18 protein-coding genes are annotated in these 19,513 nt (G+C 64.7%); 7 read left to right on the top strand and 11 right to left on the bottom strand.

The window, feature by feature from the left end; genetic code table 11:
* Positions 1–69: 69 nt before the first annotated feature.
* Together trhO and FXB40_RS22200 are read left to right on the top strand one after the other, a co-directional pair.
* Complete coding sequence (trhO, locus tag FXB40_RS22205; RefSeq protein WP_148774351.1) at positions 70–837, top strand: oxygen-dependent tRNA uridine(34) hydroxylase TrhO; 768 nt, start codon at positions 70–72, stop codon at positions 835–837.
* A complete protein-coding gene (locus FXB40_RS22200) occupies positions 827–1,045 on the top strand; it encodes a SlyX family protein (RefSeq protein WP_148774308.1) in 219 nt (72 codons plus the stop codon). The genes trhO and FXB40_RS22200 overlap by 11 nt, the downstream gene beginning before the upstream one ends.
* 6 nt (positions 1,046–1,051) lie before the next feature.
* Here FXB40_RS22200 and FXB40_RS22195 read toward each other — a convergent pair whose 3' ends face one another.
* Entirely contained in the window at positions 1,052–2,953 is a 1,902-nt protein-coding gene (locus FXB40_RS22195) for a diguanylate cyclase (protein ID WP_148774306.1), read from the bottom strand.
* Positions 2,954–3,119: 166 nt separating this feature from the next.
* Complete coding sequence (locus FXB40_RS22190; RefSeq protein ID WP_148774305.1) at positions 3,120–3,335, bottom strand: hypothetical protein; 216 nt, start codon at positions 3,333–3,335, stop codon at positions 3,120–3,122.
* A gap of 112 nt (positions 3,336–3,447) precedes the next feature.
* Between FXB40_RS22190 and hemE the strand changes: the two genes are divergently transcribed.
* Entirely contained in the window at positions 3,448–4,482 is a 1,035-nt protein-coding gene (gene hemE, locus FXB40_RS22185; RefSeq protein WP_148774303.1) for a uroporphyrinogen decarboxylase, read from the top strand.
* A gap of 180 nt (positions 4,483–4,662) precedes the next feature.
* On the opposite strand, the gene hemC is transcribed toward hemE, so the two are convergent.
* From hemC to FXB40_RS22170, 3 genes are all read right to left on the bottom strand, one after another.
* Positions 4,663–5,643 (bottom strand): hydroxymethylbilane synthase, encoded by a 981-nt coding sequence (gene hemC / locus FXB40_RS22180; protein WP_148774301.1) that lies wholly within the window; start codon positions 5,641–5,643, stop codon positions 4,663–4,665.
* A 62-nt stretch (positions 5,644–5,705) separates the two neighbouring features.
* The gene (locus tag FXB40_RS22175; protein ID WP_148774300.1) at positions 5,706–7,334 is read right to left on the bottom strand and encodes a GMC family oxidoreductase; all 1,629 of its coding nucleotides are present in this window, start codon (positions 7,332–7,334) and stop codon (positions 5,706–5,708) included.
* Between the two features lie 53 nt (positions 7,335–7,387).
* A complete protein-coding gene (locus tag FXB40_RS22170) occupies positions 7,388–7,978 on the bottom strand; it encodes a TetR/AcrR family transcriptional regulator (protein ID WP_148774298.1) in 591 nt (196 codons plus the stop codon).
* Between the two features lie 104 nt (positions 7,979–8,082).
* Here FXB40_RS22170 and FXB40_RS22165 point away from each other — a divergent pair, with 104 nt between their 5' ends.
* A complete protein-coding gene (locus FXB40_RS22165) occupies positions 8,083–8,448 on the top strand; it encodes a nuclear transport factor 2 family protein (protein ID WP_148774297.1) in 366 nt (121 codons plus the stop codon).
* A gap of 54 nt (positions 8,449–8,502) precedes the next feature.
* Here FXB40_RS22165 and FXB40_RS22160 read toward each other — a convergent pair whose 3' ends face one another.
* Complete coding sequence (locus FXB40_RS22160; RefSeq protein WP_148774296.1) at positions 8,503–9,306, bottom strand: SDR family NAD(P)-dependent oxidoreductase; 804 nt, start codon at positions 9,304–9,306, stop codon at positions 8,503–8,505.
* Between the two features lie 114 nt (positions 9,307–9,420).
* On the opposite strand from FXB40_RS22160, the gene FXB40_RS22155 reads away from it, so the two are divergent.
* Positions 9,421–10,389 (top strand): GlxA family transcriptional regulator, encoded by a 969-nt coding sequence (locus FXB40_RS22155; protein ID WP_148774295.1) that lies wholly within the window; start codon positions 9,421–9,423, stop codon positions 10,387–10,389.
* A 90-nt stretch (positions 10,390–10,479) separates the two neighbouring features.
* Here FXB40_RS22155 and FXB40_RS22150 read toward each other — a convergent pair whose 3' ends face one another.
* The gene (locus tag FXB40_RS22150) at positions 10,480–10,959 is read right to left on the bottom strand and encodes a MarR family winged helix-turn-helix transcriptional regulator (protein WP_148774293.1); all 480 of its coding nucleotides are present in this window, start codon (positions 10,957–10,959) and stop codon (positions 10,480–10,482) included.
* A gap of 50 nt (positions 10,960–11,009) precedes the next feature.
* Between FXB40_RS22150 and FXB40_RS22145 the strand changes: the two genes are divergently transcribed.
* Positions 11,010–12,545 carry an FAD-dependent oxidoreductase gene (locus FXB40_RS22145; RefSeq protein WP_148774292.1) on the top strand — a complete coding sequence of 512 codons (1,536 nt, stop codon included), beginning with the start codon at positions 11,010–11,012 and terminating at the stop codon, positions 12,543–12,545.
* 211 nt (positions 12,546–12,756) lie between these two features.
* The gene (locus FXB40_RS22140) at positions 12,757–14,718 is read left to right on the top strand and encodes a putative bifunctional diguanylate cyclase/phosphodiesterase (protein ID WP_148774290.1); all 1,962 of its coding nucleotides are present in this window, start codon (positions 12,757–12,759) and stop codon (positions 14,716–14,718) included.
* Between the two features lie 6 nt (positions 14,719–14,724).
* On the opposite strand, the gene FXB40_RS22135 is transcribed toward FXB40_RS22140, so the two are convergent.
* The 4 genes from FXB40_RS22135 to pgm form a co-directional block, all read right to left on the bottom strand.
* Complete coding sequence (locus tag FXB40_RS22135) at positions 14,725–15,705, bottom strand: PDR/VanB family oxidoreductase (protein ID WP_148774289.1); 981 nt, start codon at positions 15,703–15,705, stop codon at positions 14,725–14,727.
* A gap of 7 nt (positions 15,706–15,712) precedes the next feature.
* Positions 15,713–16,474, bottom strand: a complete 762-nt coding sequence (locus tag FXB40_RS22130) for a GntR family transcriptional regulator (protein ID WP_148774287.1) — start codon at positions 16,472–16,474, stop codon at positions 15,713–15,715.
* A 5-nt stretch (positions 16,475–16,479) separates the two neighbouring features.
* Positions 16,480–17,529, bottom strand: coding sequence for an aromatic ring-hydroxylating dioxygenase subunit alpha (locus FXB40_RS22125; protein WP_187437058.1), 1,050 nt, complete (start codon positions 17,527–17,529; stop codon positions 16,480–16,482).
* A gap of 317 nt (positions 17,530–17,846) precedes the next feature.
* Positions 17,847–19,493 (bottom strand): phosphoglucomutase (alpha-D-glucose-1,6-bisphosphate-dependent), encoded by a 1,647-nt coding sequence (pgm, locus tag FXB40_RS22120; protein WP_148774286.1) that lies wholly within the window; start codon positions 19,491–19,493, stop codon positions 17,847–17,849.
* Between the last annotated feature and the right edge of the window lie 20 nt (positions 19,494–19,513).

Genomic DNA, 19,513 nt, shown 5'->3' with positions numbered 1-19,513 from the left:
TGCCATTCGCTGGGAATAGAGCTGTCGGTTGCGGGTTTTCCGGGCGCCGGCCGCCTGCTAAACGGGCGCATGATTTACAAGGTCTGCGCCTTCTACCAATTCGCCGCCCTGCCCGATTACCGCGAGCTGCGCGAGCCCCTACGCGCGTTCTGTGACGACCTGTCCCTGAAGGGCAGCCTGCTGCTGGCCCAGGAGGGAATCAACGGCACGATCGCGGGCGCGCCCGAGGCGATCGACGCCTTCGCCCACGAACTCGCACACGGCGACATGTTCGGCGGCCGGCTGAACAATCTCGAACTGAAATGCTCGACCGCGGAAGCGATGCCGTTCGGCCGCCTCAAGGTGCGGCTGAAGAAGGAGATCGTCACGCTTGGCGATGCGGCCGCCGATCCGACCCGGCAGGTCGGTACCTATGTCGAGGCCGCCGAATGGAACGCGCTGATCGCCTCGCCCGACACGCTGGTGCTCGACACCCGCAACGCCTTCGAGGTGGCGATGGGGACGTTCGAGGGAGCGGTCGATCCCCGAATCAAGAGCTTTGGCCAGTTCAAGGAGTTCGCCGCCGAGAAGCTCGATCCCGCGAAGCACCGGCGCATTGCGATGTTCTGCACCGGCGGCATCCGCTGCGAGAAGGCGAGCGCGCATCTGCTGGCGCGCGGCTTTGCCGAGGTCTATCACCTCAAGGGCGGCATTTTGAAGTATCTGGAGCAGGTGCCGGAGGCGCAGAGCCGCTGGCGCGGCGAATGTTTTGTGTTCGACGAGCGCGTGGCTCTCGGTCACGGATTGCGCGAACGTGGCTTGCGCGAACAGGAATTGGGGCACGCACGTGACGAATGACATCAAGACGCTCGCCGAGCGCATCGACACGCTGGAGACGCGTCTTGCCTATCAGGACGACACCATCGAGACGCTGAACCAGACCATCACCGCACAGTGGAAGCAGATCGATGTGCTGACGCGACAGCTGGCGCAGCTCAACGAGCGACTGCAGGAGACCGAGGCGAATGAGCCGGGCCTTGGCAATGAGCGCCCACCACATTATTGAGTGATATTATTGACCAGATGCCTTCAGCAGGCTCATGACCTCGCCCGACATCATCAGACGATCGCGGCCGGCCGCCTTGGCGCCGTAGAGCGCGCGGTCGGCGGATTCCACCAGCGATCCCGCACCCGCGGTGCGCTCGAATGAGGGCCGGCAGGCCGCGCCGCCGACGGAAACGGTGACGCAGGGCGCCACCGCACTGGAGGCATGAATGAGGCCTGCATCGTGGACCGCACTGCGAATCCGCTCGCCGATCCGGGCACAGCCGGCGGCATCGGTGTTCGGCAGCAGCATGGCGAATTCCTCGCCGCCGTAACGCGCCGCCAGATCGCCGACCCGCTGCATCTCGGTCGCGATGATCTTGGCGACCACGCGCAAGCAGGCATCGCCGGCGGGATGGCCATATTCGTCGTTGTAGGCCTTGAAGTGATCGACGTCGATCATCAGCAGGCCGAGGCTGGAGCGGTCGCGATAGGCCCGCGCCCATTCTTCCTTCAACCGGTCATCGAAGCGGCGGCGGTTGGCAAGCCCGGTGAGGCTGTCTTCGATCGCGAGCGTCTCGAGCCGGGTCTCCAGTTTCTTCTGTTCGGAGATGTCGCGCGAGATCGCGACCACACCCTCGACATTGCCGTTGTCCTTGCGCGTGACGCGCATGGTCGATTCCAGCCAGACCTCGGACTTCTGCCGGTGCACGTTGCGATAGGTGACGCGCGCTTCGTCCGTGTCGCCGCGCTTCATGGCGTCGACGATGGCCTGCACCTGCGGCCGGTCCTCCGGATGGATTCCGGCGAGCGCGTCGGTGCCGATCAGCTGATTGGCGCGCCAGCCGACGACTTGGTTGGACGACGGCGAAACGTAGCGCAGCCGCTCGTCGAGCCCGATGCGGGTGACCATGTCGCTGGAGCCTTCGGCGAGCAGGCGGAAATGCGCCTCCTTCTCGATCAGGGCCGCCGCCATGCGCTGGCCGCGCTGCAATTGACGGACCAGCACCGCGCCGATCACCGCGATCAGCATCACCAGCGCGACCACGTACAGCATGCGGGAGATCGCAGCGGCCCGCCACGGCGCGAGCAGCTCGTCCCTGTCGACGGTTGCGAGCAGCACGAGCGGGTAGCGGGCGCTGCGCTTGAAGAAGCTGACGCGCTCGGCGCCGTCCAGCGGCGACGTGAAATGATAGGCGCCAAACGGCCGCTGCAGGCTGGCGTCGCGGAACAGGGGGGTGTCGCCGACATTGCGGCCGACGAATTTTTCATTGCTCGGGTTGCGCGCGATGATCATGCCGTCGCCGTACATCAGCGTCACGGAGCTGTTGCGGCCGATCTCGAACTGCTCGTAGAAATGCGACAGATATTTGGAGCCGATGGCCGCGAGCACCACGCCGCCGAAGCTGCCGTCCGGCTTGTTGAAGCGGCGCGACAGGGTGACGACCCATTCGCCGTCCAACAGGCTCTTCACGGGGTGGCCGATGAAAGCCTCGCGCTTGGGCGAGAGCTGGTGGTGACGGAAGAACGCGTCGTCGCTGAGCGTCGAGGCGATCGTGCCTGGCGAGGTCAGCCAGTTGCCCTGGTCGTCGATGATGGCGAGGCTGTGGACGCGCTCCATCGCCTTCTTGCGCGCCTCCAGCAGGTTGCGCAGCTTTGCGATGGTGGCGGGATCGGCGCCATCCATCTCCAGCCGGCTGACGACGCCGACGACGCCGGAGTCGAGCAGATCGAGGCTGTCCTCGGCATGCTGGGTCAGCGAACGGGCGACGTTCGCCATTTCGGTTTCGGCGCCCTTGAGCACCTGATCGCGCGCAGCCCATTCGCGCCAGCCGCTGACGCCGAGGATCGCCACGCAGGTGAGCACGACGAACGCCGCCGCGCGCAACGGCAGGCGGCTCCATCCGGCTCTCTGTGAGGCGAGGTTCATGCGGCAGAATTCTCCAATAGTGGAAAACTCTGCCGCTTCTCTTATTGAACCCTGAAGCGCCTGCGCGGATTCGCATTCATCTACGGGTTTTTCCGTACTCCTACGGACCGGGGCTTCCGCAGATCACTAACAAGGTCTTAGCAAGCCTATCGGAAACCGGCGGCCGCTAGCTGAAGATCGACTTAACCTTGGCACAGAGCGAGGGATTGTCGGCGTCCGCATCGGCCTTCGACGGCGTCGGCTGCGTGGCGCTCACGGGATCGGAGGCGGGGAAGCTGTCTTCCAACCCGGTATCGAGCTTGGCGTGGCGGTCGACCGCGAGCGCCTCGTGTAGATTGTCGGCGTGCTTGTCGTGCGGTGCGGGATTGAAGATCTGAGTCATGGAATTCCTCCTCCATTGGTGGGGTCAACGCGGCGCAATTGCGCTGGTTCCCCTGTTCCGCTCGGGCCGCGCACGGTGTATCAGGAACCTCAACTCTGCATCAGGAACGTTTGTGCCCCAGTCTGCGACAAAGCCCTTCATCGACGTGCTCTCCGGCCAGCGGCAAGCCGTCCCGCCCCTATGGATGATGCGGCAGGCCGGCCGCTATCTGCCTGAGTACCGCGAGGTGCGCGCCAAGGCCGGCGGCTTCCTTGATCTCTGCTTCAATCCGGAGCTTGCCGCCGAAGTCACGCTGCAACCGATCCGCCGGTTCGGCTTCGATGCGGCGATCATCTTCTCCGACATCCTGGTGATCCCCTATGCGCTCGGCCGCTCCGTGCGCTTCGAGGTCGGCGAAGGTCCGCGGCTCGAGCCGCTGGATGATCCGGCGAAGGTCGCCACGCTCGCCGCGCAGGCCGACTTCGGCAAGCTCACACCGGTGTTCGAGGCGCTCAAGCTCGTGCGCGGCGCGCTCGATCCGAAGATTGCGCTGATCGGCTTCTGCGGCGCGCCATGGACGGTTGCGACCTACATGGTCGCAGGCCACGGCACGCCCGACCAGGCACCGGCGCGGATGATGGCCTACCGGCATCCCGAGGCGTTCACGAAAATCATCGACGTGCTGGTCGAGAACTCGATTCACTATCTGCTGGCGCAACTCGAAGCCGGCGCCAACGCCTTGCAGATTTTCGACACCTGGGCCGGCGTGCTGCCGCCGGCCGAATTCGCGCGCTGGTCGGTCGAGCCGACGCGGCGCATCGTCGAAGGCGTGCGTGCCAAAGTGCCGGATGCGAAGATCATCGGCTTCCCCCGCGGCGCCGGCGCGCAATTGCCTGGCTATGTCGAGGCGACCGGCATCAACGCCGTCAGCATCGACTGGACTGCCGAGCCGGCCTTCATCCGCGAGCGCGTGCAGTCACGTGTCGCCGTGCAGGGCAATCTCGATCCGCTGGTGCTCATCACCGGTGGTGCCGCGCTCGACCGCGCAGTCGACAATGTGCTGGCGAATTTTGCGCATGGGCGCTTCATCTTCAATCTCGGCCACGGCATCCAGCCGGAGACGCCGATCGCCCATGTCGAGCAGATGCTCAAGCGCGTGCGGGGCTAAAAAATCCCACCGCCTCAGGGGGCGGAAACAAAAACCGCGAAAACAACCCCATACACAGTAGAAATCATTGAGGGATTTCGCTCCGCGCGGGTTGAGCGCCTTTCGCAACGACGTTTGACACGGTCGGGCAAAACAGGCGCACGATGGCATGATCCCGTTCATCGTGACTTCGCAGCCAGGCTAGCGCGGCCGGCTGCGCTCGATGATCTCGGCGGCGCCCTTGTCCAGCAGATCCAGACCGACCGCACGGCCAAGCTCGCGCGGGCGATTGGCGGGGCCTGTGCGCGCGGCTTCGATGATGGTGTTGCCGGAGAGATCGAGTACGGACGCCGTGAGCGACATCTGATCGCCGGCGATGGTCGAAAAACCCGCGACCGGGGAATTACAGTGGCCGTTCAGCACCCAGAGCACCTCGCGCTCGGCATCGGCAGACGCGTGCGCAGCGGGGTCGTCGATCGATGACAGGATTCTTCGCGTTTGCCAGTCCAGTGCGGCGCATTCGACCGCGACGATGCCCTGCCCTGCCGCCGGCAACATCTCTGTCGCGGAGAATTCGTAGGCGACACGATGAGACAGACCAACGCGATCGAGACCCGAGCGCGCCATGATCAGCGCATCCGCTGGTCCCACCGCACCACCATCCGGCAGCTTCTGCTTCTCGCCATTGTCGAGTTTTCGCACGCGGGTGTCGGCCGCGCCGCGGAAATGGATGACCTCGATTTCCGGAAACAGCCGCCGCGCATAGGCGGCGCGGCGAACGGCGTTGGTGCCAATTTTAAAACCCTTGCCGCGCGACTGGCGCAGCGCCGCCAACGTAACGCCGTCGCGCAGCACCAGCGCATCGCTCGCGGGATCGCGCGACAGCGTGGCGCCGATGACGAGGCCCGGTGTGTCCTCGTTGCCCGGCATGTCCTTTAGCGAATGCATCGCCGCCTGCAATTCGCCTGCCAGCACCGCGGCCCGGATCTGCGCCACGAAGGCGCCGCCCTTGCCGCCATGAGGCAGGAGCTTGCTGGTCTGGTCGAGATCGCCGGTGGTGTCGAACTTGACGATCTCGACATCGAGATCGGGCATGGCGGCGGTCAGGCGGCGCGCAATCTCTTCCGTCTGGGCCAGCGCCATCGCGCTCTTGCGGGTGCCGATCTTGAATCGCGTAGCCAAGTCCGAATGCTCCTTCAAGCTAGGCATGATCTATTCGGAAAACCGCTGCACACTTTTCCGGATCATGCCTGTGCGTCCTGCAATATCATATCGGACGCCTTCTCCGCGATCATGATGATCGGTGCGTTGGTGTTCCCCGAGACGAGGTCGGGCATGATCGAGCCGTCGACGACGCGCAAGCCTTCGAGGCCCCTCACCTTCAGCCGCTGGTCGACCACCGCGAGCGCGTCATTGCCCATACGACAGGTCGAGGTCGGATGGTAGATGGTGCTGCCACGCTCGCGGCAATAATCCAGCAGCTCGGCGTCCATGGATACCTTCGCGCCGGGATCGTACTCGCTGACCACGAACGACTTCAGCGCCGGCGCGTTCAGGATCTTGCGCAGGATCTTGAGGCCCTCGACATTGGTGGTGCGGTCGGTCTCGGTCGACATGTAGTTGATGCGGATCTCCGGCGGCACGGTCGGGTCCGCGCTTTTGATGCGCAGTGACCCGCGGCTCTCGGGCCGGAGCTGGCACACCGACGCCGTAAAACCGGAAAAATCATGCAGCCTTTCGCCCATCTTGTCGGTCGAGAACGGCAGGAAGTGCACCTGGATGTCGGGCGAAGCCAACCGCGGATTGGTCTTGAAGAACGCCCCCGCCGTGCCCGCTGCAATCGTCAGCCAGCCTTTCCGGAACAGCGCGTAGCGCGCACCGGCGAGCGTGCGGCGGAGCGGATTGTTGACGGTGTCGTTCAGCGTGATCTTTTGCGAGCAGCGCATCACGATGCGGACCTGCATATGGTCCTGGAGATCGTGGCCGACGCCAGCTGCGTCCAGCACGACATCGATGCCGTGCTTGCGCAGGAGATCGGCAGGACCAACGCCGGAGAGCTGCAACAGCTGCGGCGAGTTGTAGGCGCCGCTCGACAGCACGATCTCCTTTCGCGCCCGCGCGCGCCGCACGGTCGCGCCTTGCCGGTATTCGACGCCGACCGCACGGCGTCCCTCGAACAGCACGCGCTGGCCGAGCGCCTCGGTTTCGATCTTGAGATTGCTGCGCGTCTTCGCGGGGCCAAGATAGGCCACCGCTGTCGAGGCGCGACGGCCGTTGCGCGTCGTGGTCTGGAACAGGCCGACGCCTTCCTGCGTGGCGCCGTTGAAATCGGGATTGTAGGGCAAACCGGTCTCGACCGCGGCGTCGATGAAACCTTTCGACAGCGGATCGGTCACGACCATGTTGGAGACCGGTAGCGGCCCGCCGGTGCCGTGATATTGGTCGGCGCCGCGCGTCTGGTTCTCCGCCTTCTTGAAATAGGGCAGCACGTCGTCGTAGCCCCAGCCGGCATTACCGTGCTGGCGCCAGCGGTCGTAATCCTCGTGCTGGCCGCGCACATAGAGCAGACCGTTGATCGAGCTCGATCCACCCAGCGTTTTTCCACGCGGCTGGAAGACCTGGCGGCCCTTCAGCTCGGGCTCCGGCTCGGTTTGATACATCCAGTTGACGGTCTTTTCCTTGAACAGCTTTCCGTAGCCAAGCGGCACGTGGATCCAGATGTTGGAATCCTTAGGTCCCGCCTCGAGCAGCAGCACGCTGTGCTTGCCGTTCGCCGACAGGCGGTTGGCGAGCACGCAGCCGGCGGAGCCGGCGCCGACGATGATGTAGTCGAACTCGGGATCGGAGGGCGCGAGGGCGGAATTTGCGTTCATGCGCTACTGTTCTTCTTGTCGGTGTGGGCGTTTCCGGTTCGTCACTAGCACGATCATGGCTTAGCGCGCAGCGCCTCGACCAGCGACTTGAACGCACGGGCATATTCCGCGCCCGCCCTTGCGATCTCGGCGCGTCCGGCGCAGGCGACCGCGGCCTCCGTCACCGCGCCGAGCAGCAGCCGTGCCAGCGGCTCGACCGGTTGCTTGGCGATCAGCCCGGCTTCCATCGCTACCGACAGCGCGCGCGGCATCTTGCCGCCAAAATGTTTCGCGTCGATCTCGCGCCAGCGCTCCCAGCCGAGCACGGCCGGACCGTCGCGCAAAATGATCTGGCCGGTCGGGCCTTTGGCAGTGGCGGCAAAATAATGCTGGGTGCCCGCGACCATCGCGGCCAGCACGTCCTTCTCGGCGCGCGCGGCGCCGTCGATCTCGACCACGAGATCGCGCGAGACCAGATCGAACACGGCTTCGAACACCGCCTCCTTGGTCTTGAAGTGATGATAGACCGCGCCCTTGGCGATGCGGGCGCCTTCCGCGATCTCGTCCATGGTCGTCGCGGCAAAGCCCTGCGTCCCGAACAACCGGCGCGCCGCCGTCAGGATCGCCTCAATCGTCGCCGCCCGCCGCTCCGCCTGTTTTGCCATGTCGTCTCGTCTAATCGAATTCTGGGGACGCGGCCAGTTGACTTTTCGACTATCAGTCGGTATTTACCGACCAACAGTCGGTTTTAATCGTGATGAGGTGATCCATGCCGAGCCGTGACATCGTCGAAGCCTTTGCAAAGCGACTGGAGAACGGGAAATTTGTCGAAGCGATCGAGCAATACTACACGCCCGATGCCGCGACCTACGAGAACAACGCCGCGCCGATGGTCGGCCGCGACAAGCTCGTCGCCAAGGAGCGCGGCGTGCTGGCGGCCTTCAAGGAGGTCAAGGCCGTTCGCGTCGGGCCGAGCCTGATCGAGGGCGACCATGTCGCGACGCGCTGGACGTTCAGCTTCACGAATGCGGAAGGCGTGACGCGGACACTCGACGAGATCGCCTGGCAGACCTGGCAAGGCGATCAGCTCATCGAGGAGCGGTTTTATTACGACCCGAAGCAGATGGGGCGGTGACAAGGATCGCTGATCGTGATGGCCGCAATTGCTTGCGGGCCAATCCTTTCGGAGCTAGCGCGATCCGACACCGTAACGCAGCGCAGGCTTCGCATTTCGAAACTTCGGCGAGATCTCCCGACGATCCGCTTCCCAGCGCGTCCACAATTGCTCGTCGTGCAGACCGGGAATCGTGACCAGCTCGCCTGCGTCGAGGCCGGCCAGCGCCGCGTCGACGCAGTCTTCCGCCGACATGGTGACCTCCGACGTCTTCTGCGGCGGATAGCCGGCAACATCCCAGAACTCGGTCGCTGTCGCGCCGGGCAGCACCGTCTGCACCCGCACGCCCTTGTCGGCCAGATCCTTCTGCAGCGAATGGCCGAAGCTCAGCACATAGGACTTCGACGCACTGTAGACGCCGTTCAGCGCCTCCACCGCGATGCCGACCACCGAGGAGATGTTGACGATTGTGCCTGCACCACGCGCCACGAATGCCGGCGCAGCTGCATAAGTGAGGCGGGTGAGCGCAGTGACGTTCAGAGCAATCATCGCCTCCATCGTGTCGACGTCGGCCTGCAGGATCGACGCGACGGAGCCGACGCCGGCATTGTTGACGAGCATGGTGATGTCGGCGTTGTCGCGCAGCACCGCCTCGACCTTCGCGACGCCGGCCTTTTCGTTGAGATCCGCCTGCAACACCGCGATCTTGCGGCGGGTTTCGCCGCGAAGCCGGTCGGCGACCGCGTTCAGCCGCTGCTGGTTTCGCGCAACCAGGATCAAATCGTAGCCGCGCCTGGCGAGACGATCGGCATAGACCGCGCCGATGCCGGACGACGCCCCGGTCACGAGGGCGGTACCCTTCTGGGAGGGACTGCTCATGGATGTATTCCTTCGGTAGCCGCTCGGGATTGAGCGTTGCGGCAAAGGGATACGCTTGCGTCTGCGCGTCTCAAATGTCATATATACGGCGATTTAGGACATCGAGGATCGGTCATGCGCGATATCGCGTTCGTTGTGTACCCCGGCTATTCCGTGATGGCGCTGGCCGTCGTCACGGCGTTCGAGGTCGCCAACATGCTGGCGGACGAGCCGCCCTACGACCTCCACTTCGTGTCGGAACGTGGGGGCAAGGTCAAAACCTCGTCCGGCATGATGCTCGACAGCGAGGCCTTCACCGACAAGCCGTTCGACACGCTGGTGATCGGCGGTGCGACGACCCTCGTCCCGCCGTCACCTGGATTGACCGCATTCACGAGAGACGCACCCAAACGGCACCGTCGTATCGCCGCGGTCTGCACCGGAGCATTCGTGCTCGCGGAAGCCGGTCTCTTGGACGGACGGCGGGCCACGACGCACTGGATGCATGCGCGGGATATGCAGCGGCAATATCCAGAGGTGAAGGTGGATGAAGACCGCATCTTCATCAATGACGGCCCGATCTGGACGTCGGCGGGGATGACGGCCGGCATCGACCTTGGCCTCGCGCTGATCGAAAACGACCTGGGTCCCGACCTCGCAAAGTCCGTTGCCCGCAAGCTGGTTGTCTATCACCGCCGCGGCGGCGGGCAGTCGCAGTTCTCTGCTCTGCTCGAGCTGTCTCCCAAAACGGATCGCATTCAAACCGCGCTCGCCTACGCGCGGGACAATCTGCACAAGCCTCTGACCGTCCCCGAGCTCGCCGATGCGGCCCATCTCAGCCCGCGGCAGTTCAGCCGGGCGTTTCACGCCGAGACCGGTCAGTCGCCAGCCAAGGCAATCGAGAATCTGAGAGTCGAGGCCGCGCGCAATCTCATGGAGCAGAGCCGGCATTCGATCGACGTGGTCGCGCGCCAGACCGGCTTCAGCGACCGCGACCACATGCGCCGCGCCTTCTTGAGAGCTTTCGGGCAGCCGCCCCAGGTGCTGCGGCGTCACGCGCGGCTGGAGGCGATCGGTGATCAGGCGCCGTCCGCGAACGGATAGGCGTGGCGCGGCGATCAGCTGATCGAGGAGCGGTTTCAATACGATCCGAAGCAGCTCAGACGCTGACAAGCCGCGCGCTCGTGATCGATTTCAACCGGGCTCGCCCGGCGCGGTCATCGCGTCGGCGAGCTTGCGCATCAAGCGCACGAGATCCTCGATCTCCCGATCGTCCCAGGTCGCAAACATTCCCCCGACAATTCGTTCGCGCGCCCTGTCGACCGCGTCCGTCATCGCTTGTCCACTCGGGGTGACGGTGGCTTCGCTGACGCGGCGGTCCGCTTCGCTGGCATGGCGCCTGACGAGGCCCAGGCTTTCCAGTTTCGCGACCTGCCGGCTGACTGTGGTGTAGTCCCGCCCCATGCGATCGGCGAGGTCGACGACTCCGATCGGACCACGCCGCTCGATGCCGACGAGCAGCGGAAACAGCGCGCGATCGAGCGATATCCCCGCCTCGCGGATCATCATCTCGTCGCCCTGCCGGCGGTTGATGACGCCGATGATGTCGATCAACGCCTCGTGAAGCGAGCGCACCTGTTTTTTAATATGTGTATTTTGCACCCTTCTTGACATCCCGACGACCCTCACCTTAATGTGTGCATATTACACATATTGAGGGTCCCATGACAAAGCAATTCACGGCGGATGTGCTGATCTGCGGCGCGGGTGCGGCCGGCCTGACGCTCGCCATCGATCTCGCCCGGCGGGGCGTCTCCTTTCGGCTGGTCGAGAAGAGAGAGGGTCCGTTCCACGGGTCTCGCGGCAAGGGAATCCAGCCGCGAACCCAGGAGATTTTCGAGGATCTCGGCATCCTCGACCGCATCGTTGCGGCCGGCGGTCCCTACCCGCCGCAGCGCGAATATCGTAGCGACGGCAGCTTCATCGAGTCCGAGGTCGTGGAGCACATCAGTCCGACGCCCGCCGAGCCCTACCACACGCCGCTGATGATCCCGCAATTCCTGACCGAGGGCGTGATGCGCGAGCGACTGCTCGAACTCGGCCAGAGGGTGGAGTTCGACTGCGAACTGGTCGCCCTGGAGCAGGACCAGGACGGCGTGACGGCGCGTCTTTCAGGCGAGGCCGGCGAGGAAGCGATATCGGTGCGTTACCTCGTCGGTGCCGACGGCGGGCGCAGCTTCGTGCGTCACGCACTCGATATCGGCTTTCCGGGCAAGACCCTCGGCGTGCGCGCCGTGGTGGCCGATGTTGTCCTGACCGGGCTCGACCGCACGGCGTGGCACCGCTTCAACGACGGCGCGATGGACCGCCAGATGGCGCTGTGTCCGCTGGCCGGAACGGCGCTCTTCCAGTTGCAGGCGCCGGTCCCGCTCGAAGGCGAGGTCGACCTGTCGGCCGAAGGGCTTTCGACGATGATCGCCGAGCGCAGCGGGCGCGACGACATCCGCATTCACTCCGTGCTTTGGGCATCGGCCTATCAGATGAACGCACGGCTGGCCGATCGTTACAAGGACGGCCGCGCATTCCTGATTGGCGATGCGGCTCACATTCATCCGCCGACCGGTGGACAAGGCCTCAATACCAGCGTGCAGGATGCCTACAATCTCGGCTGGAAACTCGCAGCCGTGATCGGCGGTGCGTCGGCAACTCTGCTCAACAGCTATGAGGCAGAACGCCGCCCGGTCGCTGCCGGCATGCTCGGACTTTCCACAAATCTTCTGGACGCCGCCAAACGCGGCGACATCAGACGCGGCCGCGAGGTGCAGCAACTCGACATCGGCTATCCCGGATCACCGCTGGCGCTGGAAAAGCCGGGGCGCACGGCAGGTCTATTCGCAGGAGATCGTGCGCCGGATGCGCCGCTCCGCGGTGCCGCCGGGCAGCCCATCCGCCTGTTCAAGTTGCTTAGGGGGACGCACTGGACGCTGCTCGGCTACCAGGTGAAACGTGACGCCGTGCCGGCGCGCGCTGGACTGCACATCCATTGCATCGGCCCGGGCGCAGAGCTCATCGACGACAGCGAGCACTTCCGCAGCGCCTACACCGTGTCATCAGGGGATTGGGTGCTGGTGCGTCCCGACGGGTACATTGGCGCCTTCGTCGGCTCTGAGCAGACCGATGCGCTCGCGCGTTTTCTGGCTGAGCAGGGGCTGGTGGACGCTGATGTCATCCGATTGGCCGCGGCGTTTCGCAGGGCATGACGGCGGAGATGGTGGCGAACATGCGCCACCGTTACAGCCGTAACCCGACGCGCCGTATTTGTATCGATTTGTTATCGATACTCGCGATGGAACACGCAGAAGTGGTCGCGGCAACTGCGGCAATCGGGGATAATTCATAGTTCGTCAAAGGTTTACGGCGAATTCTTCCGATCGAGCCGGACAAACGGCCCATGCTGCTGCAGGCGCTGGAATGCGGACTCACCTGACCAACTATGTCGTGCGGTTGTTTGCCGGCGATCTGTCGGCCTTTGGCGGTCCCTCAACCGACGAAGCCGTCGCCGGACATATCCGCGCCGAACAGATGTCGCTGGTGCTCGGTTATTCGGTCGGCATCATGCTCGCCAATGCCTGCAACGCCGCCGTGCTCGCGGTCGCGCTGCGGCACTCGCCCGACTGGACGTTTGCGCTGGCCTGGGCCGTGGTCGTCGCGGGTGCTGCGATCGCCTTCGGCCTGCAATCGCATCTGTCGCGCCGGATCACAAAGCCGCAATTCGTCTCGCGCCGCGCCATGCACCGGCTGGTGCGCAACGCCTTCATGCTCGGCGCCGCCTGGGGCATCGTGCCGGTCGCGTTCTTCGCCAACGCCTCCACCGGCGGCCAGCTCGTCATCACGTGCCTCTGCTCCGGCATGCTGGCCGGCGGCGCGCTGGCCTTCGCCACCATCCCGATCGCGGCGATCGCGTTCACGACGCCGATCTTCATCGGCATCGCGATCTGCCTCGGCCGGGACGGCGATCCCGCCTATGTGCTGGTGGCCGTGCTGGTGTTGGTCTACGGGACCGTGTTGCTGCGCGCCGTGTTCGTCAATTCCTTTGCCTTCGCGCGGCGCGTGATCCGGCAGATCGAAGCCGAGCGCATCGTCCGGCAGGATCCCCTCACCCATTTGCCCAACCGCGTCGCCTTCAACGAGACGCTCGATGGCGCGTTGAAGCGCGTCGCTTTGTCCGGCGAAGAATTCGCCGTGCTGCTGCTCGACCTCGATCACTTCAAGGAGGTCAACGACCGCTTCGGCCATCCCGCCGGCGACGAAGTTCTGGTCCAGGTCGCAAGCCGGCTGCAGCGCTGCACCCGCGCGGCCGAGCACGTCGCCCGCATCGGCGGCGACGAGTTCGCGCTGGTAATGGCCAATCTGGCACGCCCCGAAGATGCGCTCGAGATCGCCGAGCGCTTCGTCGCGGCCTTCTCTGAGCCGTTCCTGATCGAGAACTGCGAGATCGTTGGCGCCACCAGCGTCGGCATCGTGCTGGCGCCGCGCGACGGTAACACGCCGCTCGACATCATGAAGAATGCGGATGCCGCGCTCTATCGCGCCAAGAAGGCCGGACCCGGCACGATCTGCTTCTTCGAGGAAGTCGACGACAAGGCCTCGCGCGACCGCAAGGCGTTGCAGGTGGATCTCGCAGGCGCCATTGCGCGCGACGAGCTGTTTCTGGTGTTCCAGCCGTTCCTCGATCTCGGCACCAACCGCATCACCGGCTTCGAGGCGCTGCTGCGTTGGCAGCATCCCTCGCGCGGACTGGTGCCGCCGAGCGAGTTCATCCCGATCGCCGAAGAGACCGGCCTGATCCACGAGATCGGCGAATGGGTGATCAGGCGCGCCTGCGCGACGCTGTCCGACTGGCCGGAGGACATCAGGGTCGCCGTGAATTTCTCGGTGGCGCAGTTTCACAACGCGAGCATTCTCCAGACCATCGTGCAGGCGCTGGCCGACGCCAAGGTCGCCCCGCACCGGCTCGAGATCGAGATCACGGAATCGATGCTGCTGTCGAAATATGGCTCGGCGGCATCGATCCTGAATGCGCTGCTGGAGTTAGGTGCCACGGTGGCGCTGGATGATTTCGGCACCGGCTTCTCGTCGCTGACTTATCTGCGCAAGCTGCCGTTCAGCCGCATCAAGATCGACCAATCCTTCATCCGCGACATGCTGGTGCAGCCGGACTGCGCCGCGATCGTGAAATCGGTGATCTCGCTGGCGCGCGACCTCAACATCGACGTGGTCGCCGAAGGCGTCGAGACCGCCGACCAGCTGGAATATCTCAGGCAGATCGCTTGCGACGAAGTGCAGGGCTATCTGATCGGCCGGCCGGTATCGGCCGATGCCGTGCAGGCGCTGCTCAACTCGAAGAAACTGCGGGCGATTTTTGCGGCGTAGGCCGCCTCAAATCGCATCCGCTCGCAGCAGCGTGTCCACCGTGATGGTCCCCCGCGCACGCGAGACGCAGGCGCAGATCTTTTCGTTACTTTGCTTCTGGTGATCGCTGAAGAAGACGTCGCGGTGGTCGATCTCGCCGTCGACCGCGACGACGTCGATGGCGCAGAGGCCGCATTCGCCGCGCTTGCAGTCGTACATCACCTCGTGTCCGCTGGCGTTGAGGACATCCAGCATCGAGCGCTCGCGTGGAATTTCCAGCTCGACATCGGAGCCCTTCAGGCGCACGCGGAACGTCTCGGTTGGCAGCGTGCCGCTGGAGCCGAAGGTCTCGTAGCGGAGATCGGGAAGCGGATGGCCGGCGCCGATCCAGGCATGGCGGGCGGCATCGAGCATCCGCATCGGGCCACAGAACAGCGTCAGCGTGCCCTTCGGCAATGAAGCGAACAGACTGTCGAGATCTAGCCGTTTGCCTTCATCGCTGGCATGGACGGCCAGGCGGTCACCGAGCAGGCCGGAGAGATCATCGAGATAGGCGGCGTCAGCGCGCCCGCGCACGGCGTAGTGCAGCTTCATATCGGCGCCGCGCCGCGCCAGCGCCTGCGCGGCGCCGAGGATCGGGGTGATGCCAATGCCGCCGGCGATCAGGCAATAGTTTTCACGCGTCCAGTCGACCGCGACGAGCGAGGCCGGCCGCGTGATGTCGAGCCGCGCGCCCGGCGCGAGCTGCCACATGTAGCGCGAGCCGCCTCGGGAATCCTCGGCGCGGCGCACCGCGATTCTGAAGCCAGCTGACGAAGCCTCGCCGACCAGCGAGTAGGCGCGCGTCTCCGGCAAGCCGTCGATGGTCACGCTGACATTGATGTGGCTGCCGACCGGATAGGCGGCGCCATCGAACTGGTCGGGCCGAATCAGGAATTCGCGGATGCCGGGCGAAAGATCGCGGGTCGAGACGAGCGTGGCCGGAATCCAGGTTTCGACGAAGCGCATGGTGCCCTCAATCGGTTGCGGTCTTGATCAGCGCGAGCGCCGGCAAGAGATCGAGATGGGTGCGGTTGCGCAACGCCAGTCGCAGGTTTCGCACGGCGAGCCGCGCGTGCTCGCGCATCACGGCTTCGGCGCGTGCGCCCTCGCGGTTCTCGATGGCGTCGATCACGACGCGGTGGTGCTCCTGCCCGATGATCAGAATCTGCTGCGCCTCGGGCAGTGCCGATTGCGCCATCACAAAACCGCTGGGCGAGGCGAACGGCAGCGCCGAGGCACGGTCGATCTGCCGGACCAGCGGCGGGCTGCGCGACAATTCGGTGAGCAGCGCGTGGAAGCGCGCGTTCAGCGCGACATAGGACGAGAAGGATTCGATCGAGATCGGGACCTGCCGCAGCAGCTCGTCGATCGCGGCAAGACACTCTTTCAGCGGCTCGAGCTCGCGCGCCGAGACGCCGCGCTCGGCAGCAAAGCGCGCGGCGAGGCCTTCCAGCGTGCCGCGCAGCTCGATGGAATCGGAGATGTCGCGCTCGGAAAACGCCTTCACCATGAAGCCGCCGGAGGGGATCGCCTCCAGCAGGCCCTCCTCCTCCAGCCGCACCAGCGCCATGCGCACCGGCGTGCGCGAGGCGCCGGTGGTCTCCACCGCCTGAAGCTCGGAGATGCGCTCGCCCGGGCGTAACGCGCCCGACAGGATCTGGTCGCGCAACGCGAGCTGCGCCTTCACGGTCTGCGAGACGGAGCGGTCGACCTCACGCTCGGGCGCTGCTTTCACTTGGATTACTCCGCGGCCTGAAGATGCTGCGGCGCGTTTTCCTTCGCCACCATCCTGTCGATCAGCTTGCGCATCCACATCGCGCCCGCGTCGATGTTGAGATTGTAGAAGATGCGATCCGGATTCTCGTCCATCGCGCGCTGCTGCGCTTCGAGGATCAGTTCGTCCTCGTGAAAAATGCCGGAGACGCCGTCGCGGATCTCGGTGGTGATGCGCTGCTCCCCGATCTGATAGTTGCGCACGAACGCCCAGAAATAGTGGCAGGTCTTGTCGGTCTCAGGCGTGATGGTGTTGAGCACGAAGCCGTTGACGCCCTGCGAGCGGTCGCCTTCGGGCGCGCCGGTACCGGTCGGCGCCACGCCGACGTCGATGGCGATGGTGCAGGGCGCCTCGAAGCGGATGATCTGCCAGCGATCGACCAGGCCGGGCTTGCCGAGTTGCTTGGCCCAGAACGGCGGCGCCTCGATGCCGCGCATCCAGCGCGTCACCGTCACCGTCTTCTCGCCATGGGTGACGTCGAACGGCGCTTCCGCAACCGCATCGTTGCCGATGGAGGAGCCGTGCACAAAGGTCTCGTGGGTGAGGTCCATGAGATTGTCGAGCACGAGGCGGTAGTCGCAATTGACGCGGATGGTCTTGCCGTCGCCGGCCCAGGCCGGATCGTGATTCCAGTGCATGTCGGGCACCAGCGCGGGATCGGCCAGCGCGGGATCGCCCATCCAGAGCCAGATGTAGCGATGGCGTTCGACCACGGGATAGGCGCGCACGCAGGCCGACGGATTGATGGTCTCCTGCGAGGGCATGAAGGTGCAGCGGCCCTGCGCATTGTATTTCAGGCCGTGATAGCCGCAGACGACGGTATCGCCTTCGAGCCGGCCCTTCGAGAGCGGCACCAGGCGATGCCAGCAGGCATCCTCAAGAGCTGCCACCGAACCGTCGGCCTTGCGGTACATCACGATGTGCTTGCCGCAGATCGTCCGCGGCAACAGCGCCGGCTTGACGTCGGCGTCCCAGGCGGCGGCGTACCAGGCGTTCATGGGGAAGGGTTTTGTCACCGGCGATCTCCCAAGACTTATGTATGCGTTATGTATACAATATAGGAAAGGCAGAATCGCTCAAGGCCAAAATTGGCGTACTATAATACCTTAATACTACTTCGTGTATACAATTTTCAGATGATGAGATCGCCGTTGTGGATCTCAGTCACCTCTCCCGCTTGCGGGGGAGCGGAGCGCCGGGTGGGGGCTCTCTCCGCGTAAAGACTGTTTCCGGAAACTTCGGAAAATCCCGACGCGGAGACATCCCCACCCCGGCCCTCCCCCGCAAGCGGGAGAGGGAGCGCACCTTCGCTGTGGCTAGAGCGTTGCTCGCCTTACGCCCCGAACACCTTCGCCAGCCCCGCCTGCGCTTCCTGCTGAATCCGCTTCAGGTGCTCGGTGCTGCGGAAACTCTCGGCGTAGATCTTGTAGACGTCCTCGGTGCCCGACGGCCTTGCTGCGAACCAGCCGAAATCGGTTTCGACCTTGATGCCGCCGAAAGGCTGGCCGTTGCCGGGCGCCTTGCTCAGCGTCGAGCGAACCGGATCGCCGGCGAGATCCTTCAGGCCGAGTTGCTCGGGCGTGACGGATTTCAGGATGTTCTTCTGCGGCGTCGTGGCGGCGACGTCGATACGCGCATAGTGCGGCACGCCGAGCTCGGCCGTGAGATCATTGAACAGTTGGCTCGGATCGCGGCCGGTCTTGGCCATGATCTCGGCGGCGAGCAGGCCGAGGATGATGCCGTCCTTGTCGGTGGTCCACACCTGGCCGTCGCGGCGCAGGAACGAGGCCCCTGCACTCTCCTCGCCGCCGAAGCCGAAGCTGCCCGTGACGAGCCCGTCGACAAACCATTTGAAGCCGACCGGCGTCTCGACCAGCTTGCGGCCGAGTTTCTTGGCGACGCGATCGATGATCGAGCTCGACACCACGGTCTTGCCGATCGCTGCGTCCTTGCCCCAGTTCGGCCGATGCGCGAACAGATAGGAGATCGCGGTCGCCAGATAATGGTTCGGATTCATCAGGCCACCGGTGCGCGTCACGATGCCATGGCGATCGGCGTCGGTGTCGTTGGCAAAGGCAACATCGAAACGATCGCGCATCGCGATCAGGCTCGCCATGGCGTATGGCGAGGAGCAGTCCATGCGGATCTTGCCGTCCCAGTCCACGGTCATGAAACGGAAGGTCGGGTCGATCGCCTCGTTCACAACGGTAGCCTTGAGGCCGTAGCGCTCGATGATCGGATGCCAGTAATGCACGGCGGCGCCACCGAGCGGGTCGATGCCAATATTGATGCCGGCGGATTTGACCAGCTCGAGATCGACGACATTGCCGAGGTCGGCGACGTAAGGCGTGATGTAATCGTAGGCGTGAACGTTCGACGACTTCAGCGCCCTGGCATAATCGATGCGCTTCACGCCCTTCAGCCCGTCGGCGAGATAGGCGTTGGCGCGCTTCTCGACGACGCCCGTGACGTCGGTGTCAGCCGGGCCGCCATGCGGCGGATTGTATTTGTAGCCGCCGTCTTCGGGGGGATTGTGCGAGGGCGTGACGACGACGCCGTCGGCCAGACCCGACGTGCGGCCCTTGTTGTAGGTGAGGATCGCGTGCGAGATGACAGGCGTCGGCGTGTAACCGCCGTCCTTGTCGATCATCACCTCGACGCCGTTGGCCGCGAACACCTCCACCGCACTGGCGAGCGCCGGCTCGGCCAGCGCATGGGTGTCGATGCCGATGAAAAGCGGACCGGTCAGCGCCTTTTCCTGTCTGTAGTCGCAGATGGCCTGCGTGGTCGCGAGGATGTGGCCCTCGTTGAACGAGTTCTTGAACGAGGTGCCGCGATGGCCGGATGTGCCGAACGCCACCCGCTGCGCCGGGTCCGCCGCATCTGGTTTGTTGGCGAAATAGGCCGTCACGAGCCGCGGAATGTTGGCGAGCGTGTCCGGCGAAGCCAGCTTGCCCGCCGCGGGATGAACATCAGCCACTGAAATATCCTCGTCCTGTC

The organism is Bradyrhizobium rifense, assembly GCF_008123425.1.
GTDB lineage: Bacteria > Pseudomonadota > Alphaproteobacteria > Rhizobiales > Xanthobacteraceae > Bradyrhizobium > Bradyrhizobium rifense.
The sequence above is the reverse complement of the archived record's forward strand: the minus strand, read 5'-3'. Positions and strand labels throughout refer to the sequence as shown.